The sequence below is a fragment of the Arthrobacter sp. CP30 genome, assembly GCF_053470025.1.
In genome coordinates, this window is the sequence record NZ_JBQEMM010000004.1 from 275,875 (window position 1) to 295,297 (window position 19,423).

The window sequence follows — 19,423 nt, forward strand, 5'->3', positions numbered from 1 at the left end:
GATGCGGGGGAGATCCCGCGCAGATCCTGCGCAGACACAGCGCGTCGTGCAGGCCAGTGAGCCGGCTGCAGGGTCCGCCTGCCTGTAAAGTGAGCCCCTCGGGACAAGCGTTATGGGGCGCAATTCATGCTGGAGTGGAGATGTGAACCCGGTCCGGGACCGGTGGTGCCGGTATGGGAGCCGGCCGCACAACCCCTCGGTCGTGCCCTGTGACCGTGGTCGACGGACGGTGGCCCTTCGCGGGTCGGGATGCCGAAGCCGCCGCCATCGCCGCCGCCATCGGCGACGAAGCGGCCAGGGGCGTCGTGGTGGTCGGGCCCTCGGGAATCGGTAAGACGATGATCGCCCAGCACGTGGTCTCGTCGTTGTCGCGTCAGGTGGACCACATCTACATCCGCGGATCCGCCGCCCACTCGTCCACTCCCTATGGCGCGCTCAATGTCCTCCTGGCCGAACTCGACGAGGACACCGCCCGCAGTCCACTGCTCGTCCTCAGTGCCCTCCAGCGGCGATTCGACACGGATCCCACGCAACGGCGAACCCTCATGCACATCGACGGCGTCGAGGAGATCGATGAACTGTCGGCCACCGTGATCGCACAATTGGCGCGGGTCCGGGCGGTGCGGCTCCTCATCACGTGCGAGGACCTGCTGAAGGCGCCAGTGGAGTTCTTCGACCTGTGGAAGGACAGGGTGCTCAGCCGTTTCGACATCGAGCCACTGACCCTCGACGCGACGACGGAAGTCCTCGCTGCGGCGCTGGGGGGCCCGATCTCCCGCTCCGCGGCACAGGAACTGTGGCTCTCCAGCGACGGGAATCCGAAGTACCTGCAGATCGCCACGAAGGCCGACGTCGCCTCCGGTCACCTGTTCCCGCGCGACGGCGTATGGGTCTGCAGGGACACGCACCGCCCCGAGTCCGGACGCTCCTTCAGCGACTGGACGACGTCGACGCTGGTTGCCTTGCCGAGCGCGGACCGCGCGACGGTCGAGACCCTCGCCGTGGCAGGGACTCTCCCGGTGCCGATCCTGCTGCACGCGGTGCCGCCGGGGTCCATCGACGCTCTCCAGCGGGAGCGGATGATCACCGTCGACCGAGCCTCCACCCCGCTGGTCAGACTGACCTACGACGTGTTCGCCGATGTCGTCCGGTCGCAGGTGCTCTCCGAGCGCGGAAGGGATGCGCTCGAGACGGTCAGCGCCCTCCGGGACGAACCTGGTGTCACAGTGCGGGCCCGGACGTCGCTCGCGGCCTGGTCGCTCGACCAGGGTCTCGAGCTCGACTCGGCCGCACTCGTGGGCCTTGCGCGCTCTGCCAACGATCACCGGATCGACGGTGCGGCAGCACGGTTCCTCGATGCCGTCGACCCGGCGCCCGGAACGGTGGTCGAAGCGGCGGCCGTCGTGGAGCGATCACGCCAGCATCTAGCTGACGGCCACGTCGCCGAGGCACTCCGGACGATCGAGGGCCTCCTCGAGGAGGACCTGCCTGAGCCCCAGCTTCGTGCATGGGTGGAAGCGAGGCTCCTGGCGGCGCGCCTCAGGGCCGGCACCCAGGGCAGGGAGCAGGACGTCGCGGAACTGCTCGAGCAGGTGGACGCCCGGCTCGCGCGCGAAGATCCCTCGACCGACCCCTTCGCGCTCCGGGAGCAGGCCGAGGTGGTGCGGCTGGAACTGCTCGTCTTCGAGGGTGAAGTGGACACGGTCTGCGCCCGCGCGCCGGAACTGCTGGCGCAATGGGCGGACGACACGCCATGGAGCATCAGGGTGCGGAGCCTCCTCGGCGTGGCGGAAGCGACCCGTGGATCCCAGGAACAGGCGGTGACCATCGCGCGCAACGTCGCGTCGCGGCTCGACGTACCGGTCTGCGGCGAGATCGCTCCGCTCGATCGCGACGCCGCTTCGGTCCACCTCTATGGAACTCTCCTGATGGCAGGGTACTGGTCCGAGTGTCTGGACCTCGCGAACCGCCGGGAGGGACGGTCGGGTGCCATCCTGTACGGAGGATCGGTCTCGGAGTTCGCGCAGGGCGTCCTGCTCTCCTACCTGGGTCGCAGCAGCGAGGCGCTCAATCTCCTGATGCCGGCGATCAGCCAGTTCCGCATCCGTGACCGGCACGGATTCCTACCGCTTGCGGAGGCCGCCGCGGCCTACGCGCAGGTACTCGAGAATGCTCCCGATGCCGCGGAGGACCACCTGAAGGCGATCGACCTGGACGCCCACCGGTACCCGTGGCACATCCGCGAGGCCGTCACCTACTTCACGCTCCTCGTCGAGGCGTGGCTCGAGAGCACGGAGGACGTCGCCTCGAAGTTCCGCGAGCACGCCCTCGAACTGGGCGCCTCGGGCCGTCGGGGGGCCGAGCTCTTCTTCGTGAGCCAGGCCGTGCAACTGGGTGGACACGAGTCGGCCGATGTCCTGACGACGACAGCAGGGGCGTCGGACGGGCCCTTCGCGCGGCTCCTCGAGCACTTCGGCACCGCGCTCACCGCGCGTGATCCCGCCGCGCTCAAGGAGCTGGCACGGCGGGCGGTGGAGCTCGGGAACCACAATCTCGCAGGAGACATCGCCGCCCTGAGCATCGAGCACCTCGCCGAGACGGACGACCCGATGATCAGGGTTCACGCCGAGCAGATCCTCCGGCGGACATCGACGCCGGCCCGCAGGCACGTACGGAGGAAGCTCCTGAGCGAACGCGAGCGGGCCATCGCGCGGAAGGTCGCCCTCGGCGTGCCCAACAAGGAGATCGCACAGCAGGAACACATCTCGCCGAGGACGGTCGAGGGCCACGTGCACCAGATCATGTCAAAGCTCGGTCTCTCGAGCCGCAAGCAGCTCTCGTTGATCTTCGGGCAGTCGCAGTGAGTGCGGCAGGAGCGACGACCGGACTGGTCGGGCGCGCACGGCTACTCAAGGAGGTCGCGGCCGCGCTCGATGACGTGGGAAGTTTCGGCGCGATGATCGTCGGGGAGGCCGGGGTAGGGAAGACGTCGGTCGCACGGGCAGTGCTCGAGCAGCTCCGCTGGCCGGCAGCCGTCCTTCGGGTGACCGGTGGGGCCTCTCTCCGCGCGATTCCGTTCGGAGCCCTCGCTCCCTACCTGCACACGCTCTCCGCTGCCGAGGCGGAATCTCCCGTGGCCATCCTGCGCGCCGTCATGAGCCATCTGACCGCCGGTGCTCCCACGCGATCGCAGCGTCCGCCCCTCGTCGTCGTCGACGATGCACACGAGCTGGACGCGAGCACCAGTGCCCTGCTCGCTCAGCTCGTCAGCGCCCGACGAGCCAAGCTGCTCGTGATGATGCGGGAGAGGCCTAGCATTCCAGCCGATCTGAGGGCCTTCGGATCCGATGGGCTCCTTCAGCGCTTCGAGTTGAGGGCGCTGGACCCGGACGACATCACGGAGCTGTGCTCGCAGGTTCTGGGCGGTCCAGTGCTCACCGGCTCCGTGCAGGCACTCGCCATGACGACGGGCGGCAACCCGTTGTTCCTGAGGACCCTGCTCGAGCAGGGAGTGAGCCAGGGATACCTGCAGCAGCGCAACGGTGTGTGGCGGTTGACGAACGAGCAGCCGAGGATCGATCTCCGCCTCGGTGACCTGATCCGCTCGCAGCTTCGGGCGAGGAGCCACGAGGACATGGAGGCGCTCGAGGTGGTTGCCCTCGCCGAGCCCATCGCCCTGGCTGCCCTCGCCGCGTGCGTGGATGCCACTGCACTCGAGCGGTTGCGGGACGACCGCCTCCTCGCCGTCGGTACGGAGCCCGGCCGACCTGTCACGCTGGAGCAGCCGCTCTACGGAGACGTCCTTCGCGCCCACGTGCCCGCGGCCCGAAGCATCGACGTACGCCGGCGAGTGCTCGCCGCGCTCGGCGCGGAGGATCAGTCCCTGGAGGGATTCCTCCGCGCCGTCTCGTGGGGCCTCGACTGCGGAGACCGGCCGGACGACACCACGCTGCTCAGGGCAGCCATGGTCGCCAACGGACTGCGTGACCACGACTTCGCGCTGCGTGCGGTGCGGGCAGTATCGACTCCCGGCCTCCGTGGACGTGTCCTGACGGAGGTCGCCCGGGTCCAGGCTGGCCGCGGCAACCTGTCCCACGCACGCGAATTGGTGGACGAGGCCCTCCGGACATGCAAGGACTTCCCGGTCGCGAGGGACGCCATCCGGCTCTCGTTGGAGCTCAAGCTGAAGTCGGGCTCGCCCTCCGAGGACCTGCGCGTGGACGTGGATCGCTGGAGATCACTCGTCACGCGGATGCAGTCGAGTGACGGATTCCAGCCGAGTGACGCCGAGCTGGAGCAGGCCCACCTGGGCACGCGTGTGCTCGAGAGCCATGTCCTGCTCCTGGAAGGACGATTCGACGGACTGGAGTCCGACCTCCTGGACGTGATGAACCACCCGGATGGTACGGACGACACCCGCGTGGCCAGCATGATCCTCCTCAGCGAGCTCCTCGGGAGCATGGGGCGGTCCGAGGAGGGAAGCGCGCACTCCGCGCTTGCCCTCGAACTCATCGAGGCCGGAGGAGCTGCGCTGCTCGGACACCGCGAATCCGCAGCGGCACGGCACGTCCTCCTGCTCACCAACATCGGACGCGGGGCCGAGGCGAAGTCCGTGCTCCGGGCCCACTCCCGGGTGCACCCCAGGAGCATCGTCCACCTCGCAGGGTGGGGGGATGTCGTGGATGGCATCATCGCGTTGCGAGCCTCCCGGAACCGGGAGGCTCGGGACCGGTTCATGCTCGCCCTGGAGGCGCTGAGGGAGTCGGACGTCCCGCAGGTGATGACCCTGCTGACCGGCATGGCCGCCTACGCGAGTGCACTTGCCGGTGACCAGGAGCGAGCCCGAGCGCTCGTGGCGGACTTCGAGCGGACTCCGGACCGTGGATCGAGGACAGTGCGGTTGGGGGGACGGGTCTTCGTCACGGCGACTGCCGCCCTGCTCGGCGATTCGCCGGGTGCCCGCGCCGATCTCATCGCCATCGCCGAGACGGCCGGGAGGGACGGCATGCTGGAGCTTGCCGGAACAGCGCTCCGGCTCTCACTCCTGCTGGGCGACACCAGCGCCGTGGACCCTCTGCTGACCGTGCTGCAGGGGATCGAAGGCAGCGGCGCCGCGGACCTCTTCGCCTTCGCCGCCGCCGCGAAGGCGAAGGACGCCGACGCCATGGTTGCTGCCGCAACCATGGCGGGGGCGCGGGGCAATACTGCCTTCGAGTTCGCAGGGCTCTCGCTCGCGCTGCAGTTCATGGGCGAACAGGGAGCCGGCCGGAGGGCACGATCCATCCAACGGCGTATCGTGACGCTGGGCGAGCTGCGCGAGGGCCCCGTACCACGTCCGCTCGCGGCGGTCTCGCCCGCGGCCACGTCGCCCAGGCTCACCCCGACCGAGCGGGCCATCGTCGGGCTCGTCAAGGATGGACGCTCGAACCGCGAGATCGCCCAGGCCAAGGGCGTGTCCGTGCGCACGGTCGAAGGACATCTTTATCGCATCTTCGCCAAGCTCGGTGTCAACCGTAGAGAGGACCTACGAGGCGCCTGAGCGCCTGATCCACGTAGGCGAGGGTACTGGCACGTAGTAGGGACGAGTAGTGCACAGGTAGTCCACGCGTAAGCACGGTGCAGCAAACACGTAGGGCTTACTCGTGTGCGGGCCTGAACCGATCCATAGAGTTTCCGCAAGAGCTTTGTCAGCAAAGCTGGGGAAATTTTTGAAGAATCGGGTCTCATTCATGGGTCGTCCATCCTGCGGCATCAGCCACTCCACCCAGGTAGGCACTCTCCACCACTTGCTCCCGCGATCGGGGGGCGACCGGCCTACGGTCACGATCCGCCCGATCATCTGCGGAAGGTCTGCCGTTGCAGCCTCGCCGCACCCACAATCGGAGCCGGCGACGTCAGGACCTTCTGAGACCGAGGTCCGTCCCCAGCCGTCGTCGGCTCCCCAGCTTCGCCCGATGGGCAGCTCGTTCGCTGCCCGCAGGAGAGGGGGCGCGCAGTGACACAGACACACAGCGCCATCGGTCCTTTTGCAGCGACGGCAGGACTTTCGGCCCTGCACGAACCACTTCCCCTGTCGGGTGTGGCCTGGCGGCGTCGATACCAGGTCTCGCTCCTCGCCACCGACTCGGTCCTGATCCTCGGAATCATCCTCCTCACCGTCAATCTGGTGACGCTCGACACGAGCGCGGCGCACATCGCCGACATCCTCGGGCTCGGCGGAACGATCGCCATCGGCTGGATGATGATGATGGCGCTGTTCCGTACGCGGGATTCCAGGCTCGTCGGCACCGGCGCGGGTGAGTACAAGAAGGTCCTGCGGGCGAGCACCGGGACCTTCGCCCTGACGGCGGTGGTCGTCGTCCTCCTGGACCTCGAGCATTTCCGAAGCCTCCTGCTGCTGGCGCTGCCCTTCGGAACGCTGCTGCTTCTCGCCAGCCGGTGGCTCTGGCGGCAGTGGCTTCTCCACCAGAGCCGGCTCGGTCACCACCTCTCGAAGGTCGTGGTCGTGGGCCGGCCCAAGGATGTCCGCTATGTCGCTGCACAGCTCGCGAAGAAATCCGGTGCCGCCTATGCCGTCGTCGGCGCGGTCTACGAGGGCAGGGCGAACCCGGCTGCCCTCCATACCGGTGATCGACTCGTCCCGGTGGTGAGCGGACTCCGGAAGATCGAGGACTTCGTGGCGCACACGGGCGCGGATGCAGTGATCGTTGCCGGCCACCTGCGGAAGGGCAGCTCCTACATTCGGGAGCTCGGCTGGCGGCTCGAAGCCTCACACACGGAGCTGGTCCTCGCGTCGGCGCTGACCAACGTGGCCGGCCCCCGCATCACGATGAGGCCCGTCGAAGGACTCCCCCTCATGCACGTGGAGCTGCCGCAGTTCACGGGTGGCCGTCATGTCCTGAAGCGGGCCATGGATATAGCCGTCGCCGGTTCTGCTCTGGCCATCCTGGCGCCACTGTTCATCCTGCTGGCCATCGTCATCCGCCGCGATACGCCCGGGCCCGCGCTGTTCGTCCAGGAGCGCGCAGGGAAAGATTCGGGCGCCTTTAAGATGTTCAAGTTCCGCTCGATGGTCACGACCGCGGAGGACGAGTTGGAACTGCTCAAGGAGCTGAACCAGGGCAGCGGTGTCCTCTTCAAGATGCGTGAGGATCCGCGGGTGACGAAGGTCGGCGCAATCATCCGCAAGTACTCGCTCGACGAACTACCCCAGTTCTGGAACGTCCTGCGGGGGGACATGTCCCTCGTCGGCCCCCGCCCGCCTCTGGTCAGCGAGGTCTCCGGTTACGAGGAGCACACACATCGACGCCTCCTGATCAAGCCGGGTCTTACCGGTCTATGGCAGGTCAGCGGACGGTCCGACCTCGACTGGGAGGAAAGCGTCCGCCTCGACCTCTACTACGTGGAGAACTGGTCCGTCACCGGCGACCTGATCATCATGTGGCGGACCTTCAAGGTCATGCTGAAGCCCGATGGTGCCTACTGATGGCCGCCGAACTGCCCAGACACTCGACGATCTCCTCGTCCACGACTTAGAAAGGGGGCAACCATGGCTATCCGTATCGGATACGCGGCCGGCGCCTTCGACCTGTTCCACATCGGCCACCTGAACCTGCTCGAGAACGCACGCTCGCGCTGCGATTACCTGATCGCCGGTGTCGTCTCGGACGAGATCCTGATGGTGACGAAGGGCCGTGCGCCCGTCATCCCTCTGGCCGAACGGCTTCGGATCGTCGCAGGTATCCGCACGGTCGACCAGGTCTATGCGGACGACAATCTCCAGAAGGTCGACAGCTGGCGTCAGCTCGGGTTCAACGTGTTCTTCAAAGGTGACGACTGGCGCAATACGGACAAGGGTGAGGCCCTGGAACGACAGTTCGAGCCACTCGGCGTGCGGGTGGAGTACTTCCCCTACACGCTCCACACCTCGAGTTCCCTCCTGCGTCAGGCACTGGAGGCCTCTTCCTCCCGCCACGAGGGCGCAGCATCGGGATTGATGGAGGCGCGAGGATGACCGTCGATGCGATCTCCCGCGTCTCCATCCTGGACGTGCATGTCAGCTGTGTCGACATGACGATGGCCGTCAAGCGCATCACCCATGCGATCCAATCGGACGAGAAGGGCTATGTCTGTGTCAGCGACGTCAACGCACTGCTGCACGCAAGCGCGGACTCGGAACTCCGGCAGGTCTTCAACGATTCGGTCCTGACCCTTCCCGACGGCGTGCCGCTCGTCTGGGCGGGGCGGCGCGCCGGATCCGACACCATCGAGCGAGTCTGCGGACCCGACCTGATGCCGCGCCTCCTCGAAGAGGCAGAACGTCACGGATGGTCCTCGTTCTTCATGGGTGGAAGCCAGGAGACCAATGACACGCTGGTGTCCAACCTGAGGCGGGACTTCCCGGACCTGCGCATCGCCGGGCACTACAGTCCCCCTTTCCGGGCTCTGTCCGATACCGAGGAACAGGACCTGATGGACCGCATTAACACCAGTGGAGCGGACATCGTGTGGGTGGGTCTGGGTGCGCCCAAGCAGGAGAGGTGGATGGCGAGCCATCGCACCAGGCTCGATGCCCCCATCCTCATCGGTGTCGGCGGCGCTTTCGACATGCATGCAGGCGCGGTTGCACGTGCACCGCGTTGGATGCAGCGCAGCGGCCTCGAATGGTCCTACCGTCTGGCGAAGGAACCGCGCCGGCTCTGGCGTCGGTACTTCCGAAACATCCCACTCTTCGTCGCCCGTTCGATCATGGAACCGCCCAGACTCACGAGGTCTCCGTGAGGTCCATGGTCCGGGTGAGGCCGCCTCGCGTCGTGACCAGGATCGGTTGGGGGCTGGCGGACCAGTCGGTGTCGAGCCTCACGAACTTCGCGGTGGGCATCCTGATTGCGCGGTCCGTTCCGATCGACGAATTCGGCGCCTACGCGCTCGTGTTCGCTCTGTTCTGCATCGTTCTTTCAGTGTCCCGTGCGCTGGTGACAGAGCCGTTCGCCGTTCGCTTCACGAAGGCGTCGCCGGGAGACGATCCGAGAAGAGCCCTCGAAGCGGGCCTCGGCACGACGGCCGCCCTCGGTGTCCTTCTGGGAGCAGGCCTCGTCCTCAGCTCGTTCCTTCTGCCCGAGCCGACGGCCGGGCTCGTCCTGGTGCTGGGATTCATCCTGCCGGGGCTCCTCGTCCAGGATGCCGTGCGGCTGATCTTCTTCGCCCTCGGGCAGGGTCGGAGGGCTTTCATCAACGACCTGCTCTGGGCCGTCCTTCTCGTGCCCGGCTTCGTCCTGGCCCTTGCGACACCTCAACCGACCGCCGCGCAACTCTTCCTTGCATGGGGTGGAGCAGCGACGATCGCGGGTCTGACCGGACTCGCCACCCTCCGGTGCATGCCTCGTGTCGGCGCCTCCCTCTCCTGGTGCAGGACGCAGCGGGACCTCTGGCCGCGCTATGTCGTGGAAGGTCTGGCCATCACTGGTTCCTCGCAGGCCACGACAATGCTCATTGGAGTCAGTTTCGGGTTGGCTGCAGCCGGCGAGTTCAAGCTGGTCATGGTCGTTCTGGGTCCGGTCAACGTCCTGGTCCAGGGAATCGGTGCCGTCGCGGTGCCGGAGGCCGTGAAGGCCATGGCAGGCGGGCGGCCGACGGTCAGCCGACTTGCCCTGGCCCTCTCCCTGATCGTCGGTTGCGGCGCCGCTGCGTGGGGGATCGCAGTCTCTCTGGCTCCCGACAGCATCATGAGCGCCCTCGCCGGGCCATCCTGGATGGCTGCGGCCGCGCTTCTCCTGCCGCTGTGCCTCACCCAGGTCCTGAACGGCCTCAACACCGGGCCGGTCGTCGCGCTCCGGGCATTCCGGGCGGCCCGCCGGAGCATGTGGATGAGAATCCTCACCTCCTGCGTCGTGCTCGTCTTCGTGTCTCTGGCGATGCTCGGTCCTGACGCGGCGACAGCAGCGTGGGCACTGAGCGCGGCAGCCGGCGTGAACATGATGCTCTGGGTCGTGCTGTACCACCGGACGGTGCTCGTCGCCGCGCCACCCGGGCAGACGGAAGTATTCTCACTGCTTCCCGACACCACGCCCGGTTCCATCGAGAAAACTCACGCCTCGGTTTCGTCCGAGGCAACTACTTAGGAACGGATCCACTGTGGACGACTGGTCAATCTGGGGCAGCATCATGAAGCTACTGAAAGCACGGTGGAAGTTCGTCGCGCTCCTGGGGGTGATCGGAGGCGTGGTCGGTCTGGCCTCGGCCATCGCCGATCCGGTGGTCTACACGGCGAAAGCCGAGGTCGTCACGGGCAACTACGCCCTTCCGGCGGACATCGGCACCGATCCGGCCGTCGAGAAGACCGGACCGCTCGGCCTGGAGCTTCCGGCCGAGACCCAGGCCCTGATCATCGCGAGTCCGTCGATCGCCGCGGATGCTTCAGCGCAGCTGGGGTTGGGGGAGGACGAGGCATCCGTCATCGCCGGCGGCATCTCCGCCGCGCCGACGACGGACAACAGCTATCTCATCGGCGTGAAGGGCCCAACGGCCGAGACTGCAGTGCGGAACGCGAACGCTGTCGCTGCCGCATTCCTCGAGTACCGCGCGGGTGTCGGACGGGACGAACTGCTCCGCCTGGCGGATCAGAGGCAGGCCACGGCGACAGAGGATCTCGAAGCGGCGGTGGCCCTGGATGCACCGATCGATGCGGCGCTCGATGACGGGAACAATACCTACGCCTCGGTGCTCCTGACTCGCCGTCAGGAACTCGAAGGTCTGGCGAGCACGGCAAGCGCATCGTCCGCGGCGCTGGAGTCGGCCGCAGCTTCCTTCTCCGGAGGAGGCGAGATCCTGCGGCCGGCGACAGCCGGTACCGTGTCGTCATCCCTCTCCGCTGTGGAGCTCGGGGCACTCGGGTGCCTGCTCGGTCTGGTGGTCGGGTTCGCCCTCGTGGTGCTGCTCCGTCAGGTGGGCAACAGGGTACTGGACGACACGGACGTCACCCGCAGCACGGGAGTGCACACCGTCGCTGAGGTCGGTGCCGGGCGCACCCTCGCGTCGGCCGGTCAACTTTTCGTGCGTTCCATCGTCCCCCCCTCCAGCGAGGACGGCAGCACTCCTCGGACGATCCTGCTGCGGCCGGTGACCTCCGGCCCGGGCATCGCTCCTGGCCTGGCCCTGCTGGCGAACGGCTTGCTGGCACAGGGGCAGAGCTTCGTGGTCCTCGCGCTCGATCCGACGGCGGCGACGGAGATGCAGCAGCTGCAGGACCACTCGTCGGTCGAGGCCGGCAGCCTCACCCTGCTGTCCGGCGCAGCACGCGCAGATGCACAGGAAGCTGCCGGTGTCGCATCGAGTGTCGTCCTCGCGTCCACCGGTACCACCGCGGCGCCCGAGGTCGTGCTGCTCGTCTCGGGAACGGCGGAGGATTCGATCGAGCAGGTGGCCCTGCTGCCGAGGTCCTTCGACGGAACCGCCGTACTCCTGGTGCGGAGGGACAAGGACACGGTCAGTAACGTCTCGCAGGTCACGAGGAAGCTCCAGGATGCCGGAGTCACCATCGGCGGGACGATCATCCTGGACCGTACCAGGCGGACGTCCTCCGACGACCAGCCGCGGTCATCCGCCGGACGATCAGCTGGGCGATCTGCGGCCGCAGGTCTGCGGACACGGCGTAAGCCTCTCGGTACGCAGCCCACGCCCAGGGCCCTGGCGGCGAAATGACGACCCTCCACGCATCCGAGCTGGATCAGGCCGGGCCGAACGCGACCGCGCCCGCGGTCGCGTCGACCGCGCGCAGCCGCGTCTCGGCACTCGTGCTGGGTGCTTCCTGGACAGTCCTCTTCGTCAACGTGCAGCCGTGGTCGGCGAGCGGTCCGTTGGGCGGTGGTGACGGCAGCGCGGAGCTGAAGGGCGCAGTCATCCTGGCGACCCTGGTCATGCTGATGCTCGTCGTACCGCCACGATCGAAGGTCCGCGTGCCGGCGGCGGCAGGAGTCCTCCTCGCGTACGGGGTCTACGTCTTCCTGGTGGGGCTGGCGCAGGCTGAGGAGATCGGTGCTCTCCTGCGGAGTGTCCGGTACCTGGCAGGAATACTGGTCGTCGTCATACTGGGCGTCCTGGTCCGGGATCGCAGCGGCCGGGTCCTAGCGGCCGGGGTCGCGGCGTTCGGTCTGCTCGGGCTGAGCGTCGCAGCCGGCTTCGCCTCGGGCGGTGGGCAGTGGCTCGACGGTAAGCCGTACTCGGCGGGCGGCAGGCTCGCCGGGGGACTACTGCCGATGATGCCACCACGCGTGGGTGAGATCGGTGCGATCCTCGTCGGCCTGACTCTGATCCTGGCCTTTGCCGGGAAGATGCGGTGGTGGGTGGCATCTCCGTCGGTGGTTCTGGGTCTGAGCCTCCTGCTGCTCAGTAGGACGCGTACCGCCGCACTGGGCCTCGTTGCGGGACTGCTGGTCGCCTTCCTCCTGACTGCGGGCCACCGCCTGGGGCGCCGTGGCCTGGTGGCGCTTCTCGCTGCCGCAGCACTGTGCGTTCCCTTCCTCTCCCCGGTGACGGCCTGGGTCATCCGAGGGCAAGAGCCGGAACTGATCGGCCGACTCAGCGGTCGGACAGCCGTGTGGGAATATATCCTGTCCAGGGATCTGGATCTCCGGGTCTTTCTCCTCGGTCACGGTCTGGGGGAAAAGCGCGTCTCCCTGCGCCGGGGCGAGGGTGACATCGCGTCGGTGCCAATCGACAACAGTTGGTTGAGCCTGTTCTGGGAGGTCGGCCTCGTCGGCGTCGTCCTGGTGCTCGCTGCAGTCCTTGCGGCGCTCTATTCAGCGATCCGAACGACGAACGCGCTCGCGCGGGCTGGTTCGATGTTCCTCCTGGTCTACGTCATGATCGCGTCGGTCAACGAAAGTGGCCTCAGCGATCTTTCCTCGCTCACCCTGGTACTTCTCCTGGCCGTGTGCGTCAGTTCGTCAGCTTCCCCTCCCCGTCCCCGTGTAGATGCCGTCCAGCTTCGCACACCTTCGCAGAAACGGTTCCAGCCGTGAAATCACTCCTTCGAACGACCCTCGCCCTGCTCGTGGCCTTGACCCTGGCCGTGGGACTTCCACTGCCTGCACAGGCACGCCAGACGCCGATCTCCGCGACCGAGACAGCCATGTGGCAGACGAACGGCACTGTCCGGACCCTGGCCTACGCCAACGGGAAAGTGTTCGTCGGAGGTGAATTCACGAGCGTGCGCCCGCCGGGCGCTGCCGCAGGGGCCAACGAGGTGGCGCGGCCTTACCTCGCCGTGTTCGATGCGGCGACCGGTGCCCTCGTGACGTCTTTCGACGCCGCCTCGAACGGCAAGGTATATGCGCTGGAGGCTTCTCCCGACGGCACCCGCGTCTACGCCGGCGGGGACTTCACCACCCTCGGTGGTAAGACCCATCGTCGTCTGGCCGCGATCAACACGTCGACGCTGGCCGTCGACCATACCTTCAACCCCAACGTCGCCTATCGCGTCACGGCGATCGGCGCCACGCGGGACAAAGTCTATTTCGGTGGGTCCTTCGGCGCCGTCAACAATGAGACACGGACCCGCGCCGCGGCGGTCACCACGGCGGGCGTGCTCCTGCCGTGGAATCCTTCCGCGGACGGAGACATCGCAGCGGTCGAGGTGGCGCCGGATGAGGCGTCCGTCTACATCGGCGGAGCCTTCTCCAGCATCGGGGGCAATCCCCAGCGGGCCATCGCGCACGTCGATGCCGCTGCGGGTGCCAATCTGCCCTTTCCTGCCGCGTCGGCCATGCCTCCCCTGACCAGCGGATGCGATGCCCGTGTCCGCGAGATCATCCGGGACGCCGACTCCATCTACGTGGCATCAGCGGGAGACGGCGGTGGATGCTTCGACGGGACGTTCTCCGCGAGTATCGCCACGGGCGAGCTCCGGTGGAAGAACAACTGCCTCGGTGCAACTGAGGCTCTGGCCCTGATCGGTGGATCTCTCTACAAGGGGTCCCACGCGCACAACTGTTCGTTCGAGGGCGCCTTCCCCGAAGGTCCCAACCGGATGCTGCTCGCGCAGAACACGCAGAGCGGGAAGATCGAGGGCTGGTACCCGACGACGAACGGGGCCGGGACGACCCGGGTCGGTCCGTTCGCCATGGCGACCGATGGGACCAGGCTGTGGGTCGGCGGCGATTTCACGACCGTCAACGGGAAGCCTCAGCAGGGAGTCGGGCTCTTCGGTCCCACCCCTCAGACGAATCCCGAGCGGCCCCTGACCCCGACCTCGGCCAGCGCTCGGAGCGGTGTGGTGAAAACGACCTTCAAGACGACGGTCGACGCCGATGACGAGAAGCTGACCTACCGGGTCTATCGCAGCGGCGTCGCTGAGCCGGTTCTCACACAGGACATCGAATCCCGATTCTGGGACCGGCCCTCCGTGACGTTTCAGGAGGAGGGCCTCGCCCCGGGGTCGAAGGTGGCCTACAGGGTGGAAGCAACTGATGGAGTGGGGACGGTCACCTCCTACTGGACGCCCTACGTGACGGTCTCGGACGCGACCCTGTCGTACGCGGAGACCGTCAAGGCCGATGGTGCCGACCTCCACTGGCGCCTCGAAGAGACGTCGGGAACCACGGCGGCGGACGCTGTGGGGACGAACGCAGGCACCCTCAGCGGCGTCGCACTCGGCCAGACGGGCATCACGCCAGGCTCGTCAGCAGCAGGTCTGAGCGCGGGCGGCAGCAGGATCAGCAGCAGCAATCTCCTACCCAACCCGGCGACGTTCTCGACAGAAGCATGGATCAAGACGACGACGAAGCAGGGCGGTCGCATTCTTGGTTTCGGCAACCAGAAGGACACGACCAGCTCCAATTACGACCGGCACCTTTACATGCGCAACGATGGCGTGGTCAATTTCGGGGCCTGGACCGGGTCCGCAGCGATCGTGTCGTCGAAGAAGCCGCTGAATGACGGAGTCTGGCACCATGTGCTGACGTCGGTCCGCCCAGGCGCTGTCGACCTCTACGTGGACGGCGTCCTACAGGAATCACGGGTCGTGCCGGCGATCAACGCCTACACAGGCTACTGGCGGGTCGGTGCGGACAATCTCTCGGGTTGGCCCGGCCAGCCGTCCAGTGCCGCCCTGCAGGGCAGTATCGACGAGGTTGCGGTCTACCCGACGGCCCTGTCGGCCGTAGATGCCGCATGGCACTTCCAGCTGGGCATCGGCAACACGGCGCCCGATGCACAGTTCACCGCGAGCTGCGTGGACCTCACGTGTTCGTTCGACGCCAGTGCATCGACGGATGCCGAGGGAGGGATCGCCAGCTACGCCTGGGATCTCGGCGACGGCAACCGCGCAACCGATCGGACTGCGTCCCACACCTACGCGACGGCAGGGACTTATCAGGTGACCCTGACCGTGACCGATGACAGGGGTGTCAAGGACACCAGCACCCAGGCCGTCGAGGTCAAGGCTCCCAATACGGCACCGAAGGCAGCTTTCACCGCGTCCTGCAACGGTGCGGACTGTGCCTTCGATGCAAGTACCTCTGCCGATGCCGAGGGAGCGATCGCGAGCTACTCCTGGAACTTCGGTGACGGTGCTTCGGGATCGGGACGCACTGCGACGCACGCCTACGGGGAGTCGGGTACCTACGACGTCGGTCTGCAGGTGACGGATGGCGCCGGACTGACGGCAACCTCGTCCCAGCAGGTCACGGTGGTGATTCCGGTGAACACCGCGCCCACCGCGTCGTTCACCGCAGTCTGCGAGAACCGGACCTGCACGTTCGACGGGAGTGCCAGCGCCGATCCCGAGGGAGCTGTGGCCGGCTGGGACTGGTCCTTCGGCGACGGCTCCGCTCAGTCAGGCCAGGTCGTCACGCGGACCTTCGCCGCGAATGGGACGTATACCGTCGATCTGACGGTGCGTGACGCTCAGGGTCTGTCGGCCACCAGCCGGCAGCAAGTGACCGTCCGGCTCGATCTGCCGGCCGGGACGCCCCTCGTGCAGGACGCCTTCGACCGGACCCTGTCGTCAGGACTGGGGACCGCGAATCTGGGCGGCGCCTGGCGTATCTCGGGATCATCGACCCGCTATTCGGTGGAGCCCTCCGCGGGCATCCTGAAGATGCTGGCTCCGGGAAATGCTCCTGCCGCTCTTGTCCCGGGTGTCGTGTCCTCGGCTACCGAGACACGGATGGACGCAGTGCTCGACAAGCCCGCGACCGGCGGCGGCGTCTACGTCACACTGACGGGTAGGGCGGTGGAAGGCCAGGGCGAGTACCGGGCCAAGTTGCGCTACATCTCGTCGGGGCGCGTGTACATCGCGCTGACCCGCTCGGCGAGCGACGGCTCGGAGGTCTACCTGACGAGCGAAGTACTCGTCCCAGGCCTGACGGGCGCTCCCGGTGAGCGCCTGACCCTGAAGATGCTCGCGTCAGGCGTCGGAAGCACCGACCTCAAGGCGAAGGTCTGGGCCGCCGGAACGAGTGAGCCCGCTGCCTGGCAGGTCGGTGCCGTCGACACCACGGCGTCCCTCCAGGCCGAGGGATCGGTCGGGGTTCGAGCTCAGCTGTCGGGGTCCGCAGTCAACGCGCCGGTCTGGCTGAGGGTCTCGAACTTCCTCGCGACGACTCCTCGCTAGAAGTCGCGATGATGGGGGACGAAGGGATGGACAGGGTGGAGCGTGTCATGGCATCGAATGGGCTTCGGAGACGGCGGGTGCTCCTCTCGGCGTACGCGTGCGGTCCGGGTGAAGGTTCGGAGCCGGGCGCAGGATGGGCATTCGCCGAAGCAGCAGCGGTGACCTCGGAGGTGTGGGTGCTGACACGGAAGCGATTCCGGGATGCGATCACGCGGAGGCTCGACGAGGACCAGGAGCTTGCCCGATGGCTCCACCCTGTGTACATCGATCTTCCGGATCCCCTCCTCCGGTTGAAGCGAAGCCATCGCGACGTGTACTGGTACTACCCACTGTGGCAACGCCTCGCCGGCCGGACTGCAGGGCGGCTGCACAGCGAGCACCGCTTCGATGTGGCCCATCACGTCACCTTCGCTGTCGACTGGATGCCGTGTGGTCTCGCCTCCCTTCCGCCGTCGGTCCCGTTGATCTGGGGGCCCGTGGGAGGGGCGACCAGTACGCCGGTGACGATGTATCCGGCGTTGGGGGTCAGCGGCGTCGCCTCCGAGCTGGTTCGCCGGTGCATCGGCTCGGTGCTGAGGCGTGCCTTCGGTGATTCGACGGCGTCGAGGGCCGCGCTGGTCGTGGCACTGAACGATGACGTGCGCCGGCGCTTCGAGCACCGAGCACGCGTGGTCGTCGAACCCAACGCGGCACTGATGGATCAGCCGCCGGCCGAGCTCAGGCACGTTGATGCTCCGGCACCTGACTACCGGGCGGTCTTCATCGGTCGCCTGGTCACCTGGAAGGGCACTCGGCTAGCCCTGCAGGCGGTTGCGGAAAAGGGGAACGAGCGATGGAGGCTCGACTACTACGGAGAAGGCGCGGACCGTCGGTGGCTCGAACGGCAGGTCCTCAAGCGTGGTCTCTCCGACCGGGTGCGTCTCCACGGGCAGGTTCCGCGGGCGGAGATCTTCAGGGTCATGCGGGAGGCCGATCTGCTCCTGTTCCCCTCCATGCACGACTCGGCTCCGTGGACGGTTGCCGAGGCGAGCACGCTGGGCCTGCCTGCGGTCGTGCTGGATCTGGGCGGTCCTGCCCACCTGGCCGGCCGGACCGGGATCGTCGTCCCGAGGGGCGCCCGGCCGGTTCCGCGGATCGCCCGTGCCCTGGCTTCCCATACCCGCACCGACCACCGCATCGCCGATGATCGATGGTCGGTTCGCCGCCTCCCGGAGATGCTTGACGGGTGGTACGAGTCGGTCACGGCTCCTGATCCACGTCTTTCGGACGAAGCAGCGGGGACATCGCCCGCACAGGAATCGGTCACCCGGTGACGGCATCGGGCGGACACACCATCCGGCGGAGGGAGTTCCTGGGCCTCGGCGTCCTGGGTACGCTGGCGCTGGCGGGATGCACAGGAGCACCCTCGGCCGGTCCGACAGCGGCAGCGGCCGGCGGTGTGGCGTCGATGAGGCCGCGACCGGCACTCCCGGCAGCGGACTTCGTTCTCCAGGACACCTTCCTGATAGCTCACCGTGGGTCCGGGGACAATTGGCCGGAGCACACGCTCGAGGCGTACGCACGCTCCGTCGAGGCCGGAGCGCAGGCTGTCGAGATCTCCGTCTGCAGCACCAGGGACGGAGTGCTCGTGTGTCACCACGACAAGAACACGGAGCGCATGACGGGCGTCGGCCTGGAGATCGCCGAGCAGGATTTCGCTCGCCTGAGTGTGCTCCGCAACCTCTCGGCGGAGTGGACGGGCCCTGGCACCCGGCCGCAACCCATCCCGAGACTGACGGATGTGCTGGATGCGCTGGACGACGAGGTGGTCATCCTGATCGAGGACAAGCAGGGCAGCAATACGACCCGCCTCCTCGATCTCCTCGATTCCTATCCTGATTCCACGCGGCGCTTCATCTGGAAGCAGGCGGCGGTGGCGCCGGATCCCACGGAAGCGGTGCGGCGCGGTTACACGACCTGGGGGTACTTCATCAGCAACGAAGATGATGCCTTCGCTCGGCTTGCCGACCGGTTCGATGTCCTCGGTATCTATCACGGGGCCACCGACGACGAGATCAGGGCTCTGGTCGGGTATGGCAAGCCGGTGATCTGCTGGGAGGTCCACACCCGGTGGATGCGGGACCGAGTGCTCGATCTCGGTGTGCGGGGTCTGATGTGCTCGAACTTCCCCTACGTGGCCAGTGATCTTCCTGCGCCCGCAACGGCCGTCACCGTCGGAGCAGGCGTGCGGCCGGCAGGAGATCTCCCGTGGATCCTCTCTCCCACCTTCCAGCCCCAGCTCCTGACCGCGGAGAACGCCGTCCGCTTCGCAGTGGACGCCAACGCCGGGTACATCACCGGCTCGCTGTGTCCTGTCGATGGGTCGGATCTACGGCTTGACGTGGGCATCAGGTGGCCCGAGGCGCCGTCCTCGCCCTACGATTCGGCGGGTTTCGCCTTCGGGCTGGAATCGGACGTTCCCTACCGAGCTTCCATCCCGCGGTCGGAAGGGGGCTATCACGTCCTCCTCAACGCCGCCGGTGAGCTGTCCCTCACCCGGAAGAGCCCCGTACCGGAGGGGAGTGAGAAGGACGAGAGCCTCGTCCTTGCGTCGATGAACACCGCACCGCCGGTCGTCGGCGCCTGGACCACCGTCTCCGTCAGGATGACCCCCCTCGGTATCAGGGTCGGACGGCAGGGCGAGCAGGGAAGTATCGAGGTGGAGGACAGCACGTACCGGGGGGGATACCTCGGGCTCTGCAAGAACTACGGTTCTCCCGTCCCCGTCGATCTGAGGATGGCTGTCGCGTGACGCGCTGGAGGCGGGACGAA

At 67.2% G+C, this 19,423-nt stretch carries 11 protein-coding genes; all 11 read left to right on the forward strand.

The features are described from left to right. Positions 1–209: 209 nt before the first annotated feature. The 11 genes from ACTIMO_RS08085 to ACTIMO_RS08135 all read left to right on the forward strand — a co-directional run bounded on the left by ACTIMO_RS08085 (position 210) and on the right by ACTIMO_RS08135 (position 19,403). Positions 210–2,864 (forward strand): LuxR C-terminal-related transcriptional regulator, encoded by a 2,655-nt coding sequence (locus ACTIMO_RS08085; RefSeq protein WP_448182069.1) that lies wholly within the window; start codon positions 210–212, stop codon positions 2,862–2,864. Continuing rightward, positions 2,861–5,539, forward strand: a complete 2,679-nt coding sequence (locus ACTIMO_RS08090; protein WP_448182070.1) for an AAA family ATPase — start codon at positions 2,861–2,863, stop codon at positions 5,537–5,539. The genes ACTIMO_RS08085 and ACTIMO_RS08090 overlap by 4 nt, the downstream gene beginning before the upstream one ends. A gap of 456 nt (positions 5,540–5,995) precedes the next feature. Beyond that, on the forward strand, positions 5,996–7,486 hold the full coding sequence (locus tag ACTIMO_RS08095) for a sugar transferase (protein ID WP_448182071.1): 1,491 nt from the start codon (positions 5,996–5,998) through the stop codon (positions 7,484–7,486). A gap of 63 nt (positions 7,487–7,549) precedes the next feature. Next, a complete protein-coding gene (locus tag ACTIMO_RS08100) occupies positions 7,550–8,014 on the forward strand; it encodes an adenylyltransferase/cytidyltransferase family protein (RefSeq protein WP_448182072.1) in 465 nt (154 codons plus the stop codon). Next, entirely contained in the window at positions 8,011–8,781 is a 771-nt protein-coding gene (locus ACTIMO_RS08105; protein WP_448182073.1) for a WecB/TagA/CpsF family glycosyltransferase, read from the forward strand. The genes ACTIMO_RS08100 and ACTIMO_RS08105 overlap by 4 nt, the downstream gene beginning before the upstream one ends. Before the next feature lie 32 nt (positions 8,782–8,813). Then, a complete protein-coding gene (locus tag ACTIMO_RS08110; protein ID WP_448182074.1) occupies positions 8,814–10,121 on the forward strand; it encodes a hypothetical protein in 1,308 nt (435 codons plus the stop codon). Positions 10,122–10,134: 13 nt separating this feature from the next. Next, positions 10,135–11,700 carry a hypothetical protein gene (locus tag ACTIMO_RS08115; protein WP_448182075.1) on the forward strand — a complete coding sequence of 522 codons (1,566 nt, stop codon included), beginning with the start codon at positions 10,135–10,137 and terminating at the stop codon, positions 11,698–11,700. Beyond that, entirely contained in the window at positions 11,697–13,019 is a 1,323-nt protein-coding gene (locus ACTIMO_RS08120) for an O-antigen ligase family protein (protein WP_448182076.1), read from the forward strand. The genes ACTIMO_RS08115 and ACTIMO_RS08120 overlap by 4 nt, the downstream gene beginning before the upstream one ends. Then, positions 13,016–16,612: a PKD domain-containing protein gene (locus ACTIMO_RS08125; RefSeq protein ID WP_448182077.1), complete on the forward strand. Its 3,597-nt coding sequence runs from the start codon at positions 13,016–13,018 to the stop codon at positions 16,610–16,612. Before ACTIMO_RS08120 ends, ACTIMO_RS08125 begins: the two co-directional genes overlap by 4 nt. Before the next feature lie 158 nt (positions 16,613–16,770). Then, complete coding sequence (locus tag ACTIMO_RS08130) at positions 16,771–17,925, forward strand: glycosyltransferase family 4 protein (RefSeq protein WP_448182078.1); 1,155 nt, start codon at positions 16,771–16,773, stop codon at positions 17,923–17,925. Continuing rightward, positions 17,922–19,403 carry a glycerophosphodiester phosphodiesterase gene (locus tag ACTIMO_RS08135; protein ID WP_448182079.1) on the forward strand — a complete coding sequence of 494 codons (1,482 nt, stop codon included), beginning with the start codon at positions 17,922–17,924 and terminating at the stop codon, positions 19,401–19,403. Before ACTIMO_RS08130 ends, ACTIMO_RS08135 begins: the two co-directional genes overlap by 4 nt. Positions 19,404–19,423 lie beyond the last annotated feature (20 nt).

What these genes read in the sequence shown, in the direction of transcription:
- ACTIMO_RS08105 (WP_448182073.1), top strand. Translation starts at nt 8,011, where the DNA reads ATGACCGTCGATGCGATCTCCCGCGTCTCCATCCTGGACGTGCATGTC.
- ACTIMO_RS08120 (WP_448182076.1), top strand. Translation starts at nt 11,697, where the DNA reads ATGACGACCCTCCACGCATCCGAGCTGGATCAGGCCGGGCCGAACGCG.
- ACTIMO_RS08100 (WP_448182072.1), top strand. Translation starts at nt 7,550, where the DNA reads ATGGCTATCCGTATCGGATACGCGGCCGGCGCCTTCGACCTGTTCCAC.